Source organism: Geodermatophilus sabuli (assembly GCF_900215145.1).
GTDB lineage: Bacteria > Actinomycetota > Actinomycetes > Mycobacteriales > Geodermatophilaceae > Geodermatophilus > Geodermatophilus sabuli.
On record NZ_OBDO01000009.1, the window covers coordinates 112342 to 124078 of the forward strand.

12 protein-coding genes are annotated in these 11737 nt (G+C 72.2%); 4 read left to right on the forward strand and 8 right to left on the reverse strand.

The features are described from left to right. Nucleotides 1-15 precede the first annotated feature (15 nt). Nucleotides 16-828 (reverse strand): formate/nitrite transporter family protein, encoded by an 813-nt coding sequence (locus tag CRP39_RS19200; RefSeq protein ID WP_097207986.1) that lies wholly within the window; start codon nt 826-828, stop codon nt 16-18. 95 nt (nt 829-923) lie between these two features. Between CRP39_RS19200 and CRP39_RS19205 the strand changes: the two genes are divergently transcribed. Further along, nucleotides 924-1622: a monooxygenase gene (locus tag CRP39_RS19205; RefSeq protein WP_097207987.1), complete on the forward strand. Its 699-nt coding sequence runs from the start codon at nt 924-926 to the stop codon at nt 1620-1622. 19 nt (nt 1623-1641) lie between these two features. Here CRP39_RS19205 and CRP39_RS19210 read toward each other — a convergent pair whose 3' ends face one another. The 4 genes from CRP39_RS19210 to CRP39_RS19225 form a co-directional block, all read right to left on the reverse strand. Continuing rightward, nucleotides 1642-2145 carry a quercetin 2,3-dioxygenase gene (locus CRP39_RS19210; protein WP_097207988.1) on the reverse strand — a complete coding sequence of 168 codons (504 nt, stop codon included), beginning with the start codon at nt 2143-2145 and terminating at the stop codon, nt 1642-1644. A 162-nt stretch (nt 2146-2307) separates the two neighbouring features. Further along, nucleotides 2308-2826 (reverse strand): GNAT family N-acetyltransferase, encoded by a 519-nt coding sequence (locus CRP39_RS19215; RefSeq protein WP_097207989.1) that lies wholly within the window; start codon nt 2824-2826, stop codon nt 2308-2310. A gap of 64 nt (nt 2827-2890) precedes the next feature. Further along, nucleotides 2891-3607: an FAD-binding oxidoreductase gene (locus tag CRP39_RS19220; protein ID WP_172442523.1), complete on the reverse strand. Its 717-nt coding sequence runs from the start codon at nt 3605-3607 to the stop codon at nt 2891-2893. Continuing rightward, nucleotides 3600-4208 carry a sulfite oxidase-like oxidoreductase gene (locus CRP39_RS19225; RefSeq protein ID WP_097207990.1) on the reverse strand — a complete coding sequence of 203 codons (609 nt, stop codon included), beginning with the start codon at nt 4206-4208 and terminating at the stop codon, nt 3600-3602. The genes CRP39_RS19220 and CRP39_RS19225 overlap by 8 nt, the downstream gene beginning before the upstream one ends. 157 nt (nt 4209-4365) lie before the next feature. Between CRP39_RS19225 and CRP39_RS19230 the strand changes: the two genes are divergently transcribed. The 3 genes from CRP39_RS19230 (at nt 4366) to CRP39_RS19240 (ending at nt 7852) form a co-directional block, all read left to right on the forward strand. Next, entirely contained in the window at nt 4366-5070 is a 705-nt protein-coding gene (locus tag CRP39_RS19230) for a succinate dehydrogenase cytochrome b subunit (RefSeq protein WP_097208154.1), read from the forward strand. Between the two features lie 14 nt (nt 5071-5084). Continuing rightward, a complete protein-coding gene (locus tag CRP39_RS19235) occupies nt 5085-7031 on the forward strand; it encodes a fumarate reductase/succinate dehydrogenase flavoprotein subunit (protein WP_097207991.1) in 1947 nt (648 codons plus the stop codon). Nucleotides 7032-7096: 65 nt separating this feature from the next. Then, the gene (locus CRP39_RS19240; protein ID WP_097208155.1) at nt 7097-7852 is read left to right on the forward strand and encodes a succinate dehydrogenase/fumarate reductase iron-sulfur subunit; all 756 of its coding nucleotides are present in this window, start codon (nt 7097-7099) and stop codon (nt 7850-7852) included. A gap of 120 nt (nt 7853-7972) precedes the next feature. Here CRP39_RS19240 and CRP39_RS19245 read toward each other — a convergent pair whose 3' ends face one another. The 3 genes from CRP39_RS19245 to CRP39_RS19255 form a co-directional block, all read right to left on the reverse strand. Continuing rightward, complete coding sequence (locus CRP39_RS19245; RefSeq protein ID WP_097207992.1) at nt 7973-9355, reverse strand: ammonium transporter; 1383 nt, start codon at nt 9353-9355, stop codon at nt 7973-7975. Nucleotides 9356-9539: 184 nt separating this feature from the next. Beyond that, nucleotides 9540-10439, reverse strand: a complete 900-nt coding sequence (locus tag CRP39_RS19250; RefSeq protein ID WP_097207993.1) for a fumarylacetoacetate hydrolase family protein — start codon at nt 10437-10439, stop codon at nt 9540-9542. Nucleotides 10440-10475: 36 nt separating this feature from the next. Continuing rightward, on the reverse strand, nt 10476-11657 hold the full coding sequence (locus CRP39_RS19255; RefSeq protein ID WP_172442524.1) for an alpha/beta fold hydrolase: 1182 nt from the start codon (nt 11655-11657) through the stop codon (nt 10476-10478). Nucleotides 11658-11737 lie beyond the last annotated feature (80 nt).

The window sequence follows — 11737 nt, forward strand, 5'->3', positions numbered from 1 at the left end:
GCTCCCCCACGCGCCTCAGGCCCCGGCGGCGGCCCGTTCCCGCTGGATCAGCTCCTTGCTGCGCACCAGCCGCAGGAAGGTGACCACGAGCAGGCCGCCGGCGACGTTGAGCAGTGTGGTGTACCAGAACCAGGCCAGCCACTCGCCGTAGCCGTAGGGCGCACCGGCGTGGATGGCGCCGAAGAGGATCAGCGAGTCGAGGATCGAGTGGAACAGCACCAGCCCGGCGAGGAGGAACCCCCCGGCCACCGCCGCGGCGAGCTTGCCGGCCTCGGAGTCCGCGCCGTGCTGCATCCGGGTCATCAGGGTGATGAAGGCGCCGGCCAGCAGCGACAGGCACACCGCCTCGAGGTCCAGCGGCGCGTCGACGAAGGTCCGCCCCGACTCGATTGCGGTGGCCCCGACCCCGGGGAGCGCGTGGACGACCAGCCACATGACCACCCACCCGCCGACGAGGTTGGCGACCAGCGTGCCGGCCCACAACTTCCCCAGCTGCGCGGCGCTGGCCCGGCCGGCGACCACCGCGGTCACCGGCACGAGGAAGCCCTCGGTGAACAGCTCGCTCTTGGCCAGCATGAGCGCGATGAAACCGATGCCGAACGCCAGCCCGGCCAGCAGGTGGCTGCCGGTCTCGGCGTACACGGCCAGCAGCGCCACCACCCCGGTGGCCACCTCCAGGCCGCCGGCGAGGCCGGTGGTGAGCACCTCCCGCCAGGAGCGGTGCAGTCGCTGCGCGCCCTCGTCGACGATCCGGTCGAAGGCCTCGACCACCTGGTCCTCGACCGGGGCGTCGGTCTCGCCCAGCTCCTCGCGTGCGGTGTCGGCCACGGTGCTCCCTCCGCCGGTGGCCCACGGCGGGACCGGCGGGTGCGCCTCTACCCGGCGCCGCGCCACGGCACGCCGGGTCCGGGGAGGATGGCCCGGTGACGAGCCGACGGGTGACCTCCCTGCACGTGTGGGGCGTGCCCGGCCGCGCCGTGCCCGCGGCGCTGCTCCGGATGGCCGCCGACCGGCGTCCGCTGCGCCGCACGCCCGGCCTGCGCTTCGCCAAGCTGCTGGGCACCGGCAGCGGGCGGACCTTCACCGTCCGGGACGCCGACACCCGCCACTGGGCCCTGCTCGCCGTGTGGGACGACGCCCGCGCGGCCGACGCGTTCGAGGCCGGCCCGGTGGTGGCCCGGTGGCGGCGGATCGCCGACGAGCAGTGGAGCGCCCGGCTGCGCCCGCTGGCCGCCCGCGGCCGCTGGTCGGGCGAGGAGCCGTTCGGCCGGCCGTGGCCGCAGCGGTGGGACGGCCCGGTCGCGGCGGTCACCCGCGCCCGGCTCACCCCCCGCAAGGCGCTGACCTTCTGGCGCGCCGTCCCCCCGGTCTCGGCCGACCTGCACACCGGCCCCGGCCTGCGGTTCGCCCTGGGCATCGGGGAGGCGCCGCTGGGCCTGCAGGGCACCTTCAGCGTCTGGGACTCCTCGGCGGCGCTGAACGCCTTCGCCTACGACCGCGCCCCGCACGCCGCCGTCATCCGGCGGACCGCGCAGGAGGGCTGGTACGCAGAGGAGCTGTTCGCCCGCTTCGGGCTGCTGTCGGCGGCGGGGACGGTCGGCGGCCGCGACCCGATCGGCTGAGCCGGCGGAGGGCCCGCCGTCAGCCCGGCGTCGCGACGTCGGCCAGGGTGAGCGGCGGCCCGACGATCTCGTTGCGGTAGCGGCCCTGTGCCTCCAGCAGACGCGGGACGTCCGGCGCGCTGGGCTCCGGCAGGCCCGGGCCCGTCGCCGGCCGGCCGAGCTCGGCGACGAAGTCCTCGAAGCCGGCCGGAGCGGTGATCTGGAGCCCGCGGACCGGCCCCTGGGAGACCACGAAGACGTGCGGGACGCCGTGCGGGAGGAAGACGAAGGCGCCGGGCCCGGCGGTCCACCGGTGGTCGCCGCACTCCACGACCAGCTCGCCGTCGAGGACGTAGAAGCACTCGTCCTCCACCTGGTGCAGGTGGCGCGGCGGCCCGAAACCGAGGGGCGCGGACCACTCGAGGAGCGTGAACGCCCCGCCGGTCTCGGCGCCGCCGGCCTTGACCGTCATCCGCGTGTCGAGGAACCAGACGGCCGTCCCCTCGCCCTCGCCCAGGACGTAGCCGCGCTCGTCGAGACTCATGCCGGTCCCCTCCTGCCTGGGATCCCCGTGCGGCACAGGGTCCAGCGCGGACGACGGCCGGCACAGGCCCCGGCGCCCGCGGACCGGACGGGCGGGTCCCGCTCCGGGCCGTCGCCGCAGCCGGTGACCTCGCCATCCGTCTCGGTACGCGATGAGGCGCCGCTAGAGCCGGCAGGTCAGGTGGAGCTCGTCGCGGTCGTCGCCCGGCGCGACCCGGATGGCGCCGGGCATCCGGCCGAACTCCTGGTAGCCGAACCCCTGGTAGAACGCCTCGAGACCGGTGCCGCCCCGCACGGTGAGGTGCAGGAACTCCATGCCCCGCGCCCGCGCGATGTCGTGGACGCCGCTCATGAGGACCCGCCCCAGCCCCTGCCGCTGCCGGCTCGGGTGCACCTGCACCCGCAGCACGGTGGCCCAGTGCCGCCGGAGCGGGCTCAGCGACAGCGACAGGACGGCGAACCCCGCGACCTCGCCGTCCACCCGCAGCAGGGCGATGAGCGCACGCCCCTCGTGCACCCGGTCGACCACGGCGGCGAGGAGCGGCTCGACGTCCGCGGCCGTCACCGGCGCGACGAACCCGACGGCGCCGCCGGCGTTGGCCACGTCGGTCCAGCAGGCGAGCAGCTGGGCGCGCAGTCCCTGGTCGACGTGCGACTGCGCGGTCACCTCGGCGTGCGGCATGGCGCCGATTCTCCGGGTGCCCCCGGTCGCCTCCGGACACGGGCGGTCCGCGACGCCTCCCCGGTCAGCCGCTGGGACCGAAGCGCTCCACCCGGATGTCCGGCGCCGGCACGCCCATGCCCACCAGCAGCTGGCTGGCCGCCTCCGCGAAGGACTCCGACCCGCACACGTAGGCGGTCTGCTCGGGTTCCCACAGCGGCACGAGGTCGGCGGCGGTGAGCCGGCCGGCGGGCCGGATGCCGTGCGCCTCCCGGCTGCTCACGACCAGCGCACCGGCGTCGACCAGCTCGTCGGCGTAGGGCAGCCCGGCCAGGGTGCGGGTGGCGGCGGCCACCCGCAGCAGGTCGGTGCGGCCCAGCGCGCGGGCGGTGCGCAGCATCGCGACGAACGGCACCACCCCGGTGCCGCCGCCGACCAGCAGCGCGGGGCACTCCCCCTCCCAGACGAACCAGCCCCCGATCGGGCCGCGGACCTCCAGCTCGTCGCCGGGCTCCACCACGTCGGCCAGGAAGGTGGACACCTCGCCGTCCTCGAGACGCTCGACGAACAGCTCCACCAGCGGGTCCCCGGGCGCCGAGGCCACCGAGTAGGACCGCTGGGCGGTGTAGCCGTCGGGGGCGGTGAGCCGGACGACGTAGTGCTGCCCGGGCAGGTGGTCGACCCGGTCGTGGACGTCGAGCCGGAGCTCGACCGCCCCCTCGAGGGGGTGACGGACGCCGGCGACCGTGGCCGTGCGCCAGCCGCCGCTCGGGGCGCGCGGGCCGGCCGGCAGTTCAGTCACCCTGGTACCGCTGCTCACGCCAGGGGTCGCCGCGGTCGTGGTAGCCGTTCTGCTCCCAGAAGCCGGGCTGGTCCCGCTGCATGAGGGTGAGCCGGCTGACCCACTTCGCGCTCTTCCAGAAGTACAGGTGGGGCACGAGCAGCCGCACCGGCCCACCGTGCTCGACCGGCAGCGGCCCGCCGTCGTACTCCCAGACGACCCACGCCTTGCCGCCGGTGACGTCCTCCAGCGGCAGGTTGGTCGTGTACCCGGTCTTCGACGTCGCCATGACGAAGTGCGCGTCGGGTGTCGGCCGGGCCGCCTCCAGGAGCGTGTCGACGCTGACCCCGGCGAACCAGGTGTCGAACTTCGACCAGGTCGTGACGCAGTGGATGGCCCCGCGGTACTCCGACCGCGGCAGCCGGTGCGCCTCGTCCCAGCTCCAGGTCGTCGGCGTCTCGACCCGCCCGTCGACGGTGATGCTCCACGTCTCCGGGGAGATCCGCGGCGTGGGCTCGGCGGTCAGCACCGGCCACTCGCGCCCGGCGTCGTACTGGCCAGGCGGGAGACGGGTGTCCCGCTCGCGGCGGCGGCCCAGGAAGCCGCGGGTCGGTCCAGGCACGGGGTGCTCCTCCCCCTCCGGGGTGTCCGGCAACCCTCCGCGGGGCCTCCGGCGCTGGCACCCTAGCGGGATCGGGCGGTTAGGCAAGCCTTACGAGAGCTGTGTCACCACGCGTTAACTTGGCCGTCAAGACGGCAAAGACCTAGCGTTGGTGCTCGTGGTGACGGTGACAGACTCGGCCCAGCGCAGGACCCCCAAGGCCGCGAAGACCAGTTCGGTCTTCAAGAAGGTGGTGATGGCGGTCAGCGGCATCATCCTGGTGCTGTACCTGATCGCCCACATGATCGGGAACCTCAAGGCCTTCACCGGTCGCGAGTCGTTCAACCACTACTCGGAGTGGATCCGGACTATCGGTGAGCCGGCGGTCCCCGCGCAGACGACGCTGTGGATCATCCGGGTCGTCCTGCTCGCCGCCGTGGTGGCCCACATCTGGGCGGCCGTCACGCTGTGGCGCCAGGCCAAGCGAGCCCGCCCGCAGGGGTACGTCACCAAGAAGGCCGTGGCGCAGAGCTACGCCTCGCGCACCATGCGCTGGGGCGGCGTCATCATCTTCTTCTTCGTGATCTACCACATCCTCGACCTCACGGTCGGGGCGGTGAACCCGGACGGCACCGGCAGCACGCCCTACGACCGGCTGGTCGCCGGCTTCTCCAACCCCTTCGTCACCGCCTTCTACGTGATCGCCCTGTTGCTGCTGGGCATGCACCTGCGGCACGGCATCTGGAGCGCCACCCAGACGCTCGGCCAGAGCAACCGGCGCCGCGAGGTGACGGTCAACGCCTTCGCGATCGTCTTCGCCTCGTTGCTGACGCTCGGCTTCCTGCTCGTGCCGTTCTCCGTCCTCTTCGGGCTCATCGACTAAGGAGCTCCTCCGCGATGCCTCTCGACCTCTTCACCGTCGGCGACCCCATCGCCGACACCAAGGCACCCATGGACGTGCCGATCGGCGAGCGCTGGAGCACCCGCCGCTTCCGCGGTCGGCTGGTCAACCCGGCCAACCGCCGCAAGATGACGATCATCGTCGTCGGCACCGGCCTGGCCGGCGGCTCGGCCGCCGCCACGCTCGGCGAGGCCGGCTACAAGGTGAAGTCCTTCTGGTACCAGGACAGCCCGCGCCGCGCGCACAGCGTCGCCGCGCAGGGCGGGATCAACGCCGCCAAGAACTACCGCAACGACGGCGACAGCGTGCACCGGCTGTTCTACGACACCGTCAAGGGCGGTGACTTCCGCGCGCGCGAGAACAACGTGCACCGCCTCGCCGAGGTCAGCGTCAACATCATCGACCAGGCGGTGGCCCAGGGCGTGCCGTTCGCCCGCGAGTACGGCGGCCTGCTGGACAACCGCTCCTTCGGTGGCACCCAGGTGTCGCGGACCTTCTACGCCCGCGGCCAGACGGGGCAGCAGCTGCTCTATGGCGCCTACCAGGCCCTGGAGCGGCAGATCGCGGCCGGCAACGTCGAGCAGCACGCCCGCACCGAGATGCTGGACCTGATCGTCGTCGACGGCCGGGCCCGCGGCATCGTCGCCCGCGACCTGGTCACCGGTGAGATCAGCACCCACTACGCCGACGCGGTCGTGCTCGCCAGCGGCGGCTACGGCAACGTCTTCTACCTGTCGACCAACGCCAAGGGCTCCAACACCACGGCGATCTGGCGGGCGCACAAGCGGGGCGCGTACTTCGCCAACCCCTGCTACACGCAGATCCACCCGACCTGCATCCCGGTCAAGGGCGACTACCAGTCCAAGCTCACGCTGATGAGTGAGTCGCTGCGCAACGACGGCCGCGTGTGGGTGCCCAAGGAGCGCGGCGACACCCGCGACGCGCGGCAGATCCCCGAGGACGAGCGTGACTACTACCTCGAGCGCATCTACCCCGCGTTCGGCAACCTGGTCCCCCGCGACATCGCCTCGCGGCAGGCCAAGAACGTCTGCGACGAGGGCCGCGGCGTCGGCCCCGGCGGGCTCGGCGTCTACCTGGACTTCGCCGAGGCCATCCAGCGGATGGGCCGCCCGGCGGTGGAGGCCAAGTACGGGAACCTGTTCGACATGTACGCCCAGATCACGGGCGAGAACCCGTACGAGACGCCGATGCGGATCTACCCGGCCGTCCACTACACGATGGGCGGGCTGTGGGTCGACTACGACCTGCAGTCGACGATCCCCGGCATGTTCGTGATCGGTGAGGCCAACTTCTCCGACCACGGCGCCAACCGGCTCGGCGCCAGCGCCCTCATGCAGGGCCTGGCCGACGGCTACTTCGTCCTGCCGTCGACGATCACCGAGTACCTGGCCGACGGCCCGTTCGAGAAGGTCGACGACAGCCACCCGGCCGCCGCCGAGGCCATCGCCGGCGTGCGCGACCAGGTGCAGCGGTTGCTCAGCATCAACGGCACCCGCTCCCCCGCCTCGTTCCACCGGGAGCTGGGCAAGCTGATGTGGGACCTCTGCGGCATGGAGCGCTCCGAGGAGAGCCTGCGCAAGGCCCTGGACCGGATCCCCGAGATCCGCCAGGAGTTCTGGACCAACCTGAAGGTGACCGGGACCGAGGGCTCCTTCAACCAGACCCTCGAGCACGCCGGCCGGGTGGCCGACTTCATCGAGCTCGCCGAGCTGATGTGCGTCGACGCCCTCCACCGCAACGAGAGCTGCGGTGGGCACTTCCGGGCCGAGAGCCAGACCCCCGAGGGGGAGGCGCTGCGTGACGACGAGAACTTCGCCTACGTCGCCGCGTGGGAGTGGACGCCGGAAGGCGCTCCGCCGGTCCTGCACCGCGAAGCCCTCGAGTACGAGTACGTCCACCTCGCCCAGCGGAGCTACAAGTGACAGCCACACGTGAGGGCGCGATCCGCGTCGGAGACGCGACCGACACGCCCGCCGAGAAGCGCGGCATGACCCTGAACCTGCGGATCTGGCGGCAGAACGGGCCGTCGGCCAAGGGCAAGATGGTGACCTACAAGGTCGCCGACATCTCCCCGGACATGTCGTTCCTGGAGATGCTGGACGTGCTCAACGAGCAGCTGATCCAGGCCGGCGACGACCCGGTCGCCTTCGACCACGACTGCCGCGAGGGCATCTGCGGCATGTGCGGCGTCATGATCAACGGCATGGCGCACGGTCCGCAGCAGACCACCACGTGCCAGCTGCACATGCGGTCGTTCAAGGACGGCGACACGATCGACATCGAGCCGTGGCGCGCGACCGCTTTCCCGGTGATCAAGGACCTCGCCGTCGACCGGCGGGCGTTCGACCGGATCATCCAGGCCGGCGGGTACATCAGCGTCCCGACCGGCACCGCCCCCGAGGCGCACTCCGTGCCGGTGCCGAAGAAGGACGCCGACTCCGCTTTCGACGCCGCCACCTGCATCGGGTGCGGCGCCTGCGTGGCGGCCTGCCCGAACGCGTCGTCGATGCTGTTCACCGCGGCCAAGGTCACCCACCTCGGGCTGCTCCCGCAGGGCCAGCCCGAGCGCAACGACCGCGTCGTCAACATGGTCGCGCAGCAGGACCGCGAGGGCTTCGGCGGCTGCACCAACATCGGTGAGTGCTCGGCGTCGTGCCCCAAGGGCATCTCGATGGAGACCATCTCCCGGCTCAACCACGACCTGCTCGGCGCCCTGCGCGCCGGCGCCCGTCCGAAGAGCTGAAGAAAGGACCCTTCTGCCCCCCACCGCTCGCAAGCTCGCGGCGGGCCCCTGCAGAAGGGCCATTGCGGGCGGGGATCCCTCTCGGGGTCCCCGCCCGCTGGCGTCGGTGCACTCGGGGGATCAGACCTCAGCGGGAGCCTGGTCGGCAGTCCGCTGCGCCGGCACCGGCGCAGTCCTCCCCGCCTCCGGTTCCAGACCCCAGAGGGTGGGGTCCTGGCCTGCGATCTCCACGCGCTCGTCCACCCGGAGGCCACCGATGCGCTCGAAGAACAGCGCCATCACCAGTGCCGGGACGCCGGCGAGCAGGACGATCGTCACGACGCCGACGAGCTGCCACCAGGGCGTGATCTCCGCGTGCTGGAAACCGAACTCACCCTCCAGGCCGAAGTACCCGCCGGTCTTCTCCCCCCAGGCGAAGAAGCCGGTCGCGATGGCGCCGACGATGCCCGGGCCGAGCGCGAGCGGGACGACCTTGCTCTCGTCGATCCGCAGCCGGCGCATCAGAGCGGCCGTCCCGAGCGCGACCAGCGGGCCGGCCGCCCCCAGCACGAGGCACTCCCACGGCCGACCGACGTCGAACAGGGCCCCGCAGATGACCAGACCGCAGACCGGGCCGAGGAAGGCATAGGTCGGGTTCTTCTGACGGTGGGCGATGATGCCGCCGACGACGCCCCCGGCGAACACCGCACACGACCAGTTCAGCATCACCAGGCCGATGCCGGACGACGTCATGGAGATGCCGAAGTACCCCTGCCCGGGGATGATGTAGCCGCTGCCGATCGAGATGATGGGCTTCGCGAAGAGGATCAGCAGCACGCCCACCGCGACCAGGCCGGGAGCCTGGGCCATGGGCCGCGCGCCGCTGGGGTGCGGGGTGAACGCCCCGAGGCGGGGGCGCAGCCGCCAGGCCAGCACGAGCGCGAATGTCCCGGCGAAGATGTACAGCGGGAACACGCCGTCGTAGTCGTGCACGCCACGGTTCGTGAGCGGCGACAGGCTGCCCCAGCAGAGGTACCCGGCCAGGGGCGACAGGACGGCTCCCACCACGAAGGACATGACGTAGAGCGGGCCGGACCGGATGCGCTCCACCACGCCGGAGTGGATCAGCGCCATGGTGGCCATGCCGAAGGTCGCGAAGAACGGCACGAAGACCTGCAGGACGTCGGCCTCGGGCAGCACGGCCGGGTCGATGCGGTTGCCCGGCGTGTTCATGAACGCGCCGAACAGCCACCAGTCGCTGACCGCTCGACTCAGCGGGTCCGGGACGCCGAAGGCCTGGTTGAACTGCCACTGCCAGAGGGCGTAGCCGCCGAGCATGAGCCCAGCGCCGGCGATCATGACGGCCACCAGCTTCTGCACCCACGTGTTCACGACGTTCTGGCGGCGGACCAGACCCGCGTCGACCAGCCCCAGCCCCAGGACGACCATGATGATCGCCACGACGCCGAGCACGTACACGAAGGCCAGCGTCATGAACTCGAACGTTGCCTGTTCTTCGAACATGTTCCGATCCCTCCCAAACCGCCCCGGCCGACCCGGGGGTGGACTGGTGCGTCCCCGGGCACCCCGGGGACGGACTGCGACGTGCACTCCTCCGGCTGGCGGGCAGCCCTCACCCAGGCAGGAGCAGTTCAGGAGCGGGCACGCCCGCGGAAGGCCCTTCCGGGCCGGCCCGGCAGACCGGGTGTCAGCCGATGACCGCGACCTCGTCGTCGCCTCGGACACCCGCCGCGTCCTGTACCGGCGGCGCCGACTCGACCATGCAGTGACGCATCTGCCCCACACCCTCGATGCGGCTCTCGACGACGTCGCCCGGCTGCAGGTAGCGGGCGGGCGTCCGGCCCATCCCGACGCCCGGCGGAGTCCCGGTGAGGATCACGTCCCCAGGCAGGAGGGTGACCACCCGGGAGAGGCGGGCGATGAGCTCCGGCACGGGGAAGACCATGTCGGAGGTCCGGCCGCTCTGGACGGTCTCCCCGTTGACCCGGCACTCGATGGCCAGGTCGTCCGGGTCCCCCACCTCGTCCAGGGAGACGACCGCGGGCCCCAGCGGGGTGAAGCCGGGGAAGGACTTGGCCAGGCTGAACTGCGGCGCCGGCCCGCTCAGCTGGCTGGCCCGTTCGGAGAGGTCCTGACCGACCGTGAGGCCGGCGACGTGCGACCACGCCCGGTCCTCGGAGACCCCACTGGCGGTCCGGCCGATCACCGCCACCAGCTCCACCTCCCAGTCGACGTTGCCGGGCGGCAGACCGATCCAGCCGGCAGGGCCGGTGAACGAGCTGAGGAACTTGGTGAAGACCACCGGCTCGCTGGGGACGGCGAACCCGGACTCGCCGGCGTGGTCCACGTAGTTCAGCCCGATGGCGAAGACCTGCCGCGGCCGCGGGGTCGGAGCGGAGAGACACGCCGGGTCCACCACGAGACCGCCGTCCGCCGGGAGCCCGGCCGCCCAGTCCCGGAACTCGTCCCAGCGCTCGTAGAGGGCCTGTGGGTCGGAGGTGAAGCGCCCGGTGCTCGCCTCGGCCACGTCGACGAGCCGGTCGGCCGAGGCGATGAGAGCCCTTCCGGCCACGTTGTAGAGGCGCACGTCAGCACACCCCCGTGACCCGGTTCGTCGCCGCGATCACGAGTGCACCGCCGCGACGGCCTCGATCTCGACGGCCGCGCCGGGAACGGCGAGTGCGGAGACCTGCACCAGCGTGCTCGCCGGCCGGAACTCGCCGAAGAACTCCTGGCGTACCGGGTTGATCCGCGTGCGGTCGGAGATGTCGGTCAGGAACACCGTCACCTTCAGGACGTCGGCCAGCGAGGAGCCGACCGAGCGGAGCGCGAGCTGCATGTTGCACAGGCTCTGCCGGGTCTGCGCCACGACGTCCCCTTCCCCCACCAGCTGCCCCGCCTCGTCGACGGAGATGCAACCGGAGACGTAGGCGACCCCCTGGTGGACGACGATGTCGGTGTAGTGGCTGAGCGGTTCTGCCAAGCCGTGAACGCGGACCTCGCGTCTGTCGCCACTGCTCACCTGGATCTCCTCACGGCCTGGGGTGGAGGACGGGCGCGCCGCTGCGTCCGTCAGGAAGTCGACGACCGCGCGGTTGAACGCACCTGGGCGCTCCAGGTACGGGGCGTGCCCGGCGCCCTCGACCAAAACCAACTGCGTGCCGGCCGGCAGGACTGCCAACGCCGGCTGTGCCAGCTCGGTCGGCACGAGCAGGTCGTCGCTGCCCCAGACCAGCAGGCACCGGACTGTGGGGACCGAGCGGGCGAGTTCGCCGCCGACCAGGTCGTCGTCGATGCGTTCGGCGAAGTAGGCCGCCAGCGAGGACATCGACTCGACGGCACCTCCCGAGTTGTTGATCCGCCACTCCTCCTCGACCCAGGACTCGGTCACGAGGTCCTCGTCGTGGACGAGCACCCGCAGCTTCCGTGCGATGGCCTCGCGGCTGGTTTCCACGACGGCGTCGGCGAGGGCCTGCCGGGCGCCGGCGCCGACCGGGACCAGGCCCATGGGACCGACCAGGACGACGGCGGTGACGCGATCCGGCTCGTCGACGGCCAGGCGGGCGGCGACGTGGCCGCCGAGGGAGGTGCCGACGATCGCCACCGACGCGATGCCGAGGGCGTCGAGGACCTCCCGGACGAACTGCGCGAAACCGGGGACGGAGTGGTCGAGCCCGCTCCCCTTCTGCGCGAACCCGTGACCGGGGAAGTCGAGCGCGAAGACGTGGAAGCCGGCATCCACCAGGGCGGCGAGGTTGTCGCGCCAGCGGTCGGCCCGTGCGCCCACACCGTGGAGGAGGACCACGGCGTGCTCTCCCTCCCCGGCCTCGATGACCCTCGTCTTCCCCGAGGGGACGGTCAGGGGATACGAGAGTGGGCCGGAGG

Coding starts and splice junctions, on each gene's coding strand:
- CRP39_RS19245 (WP_097207992.1), bottom strand. CDS start 9,355: ATGTTCGAAGAACAGGCAACGTTCGAGTTCATGACGCTGGCCTTCGTG.
- CRP39_RS19210 (WP_097207988.1), bottom strand. CDS start 2,145: ATGAGTCTCGACGAGCGCGGCTACGTCCTGGGCGAGGGCGAGGGGACG.
- CRP39_RS19215 (WP_097207989.1), bottom strand. CDS start 2,826: ATGCCGCACGCCGAGGTGACCGCGCAGTCGCACGTCGACCAGGGACTG.
- CRP39_RS19240 (WP_097208155.1), top strand. CDS start 7,097: ATGACCCTGAACCTGCGGATCTGGCGGCAGAACGGGCCGTCGGCCAAG.
- CRP39_RS19235 (WP_097207991.1), top strand. CDS start 5,085: ATGCCTCTCGACCTCTTCACCGTCGGCGACCCCATCGCCGACACCAAG.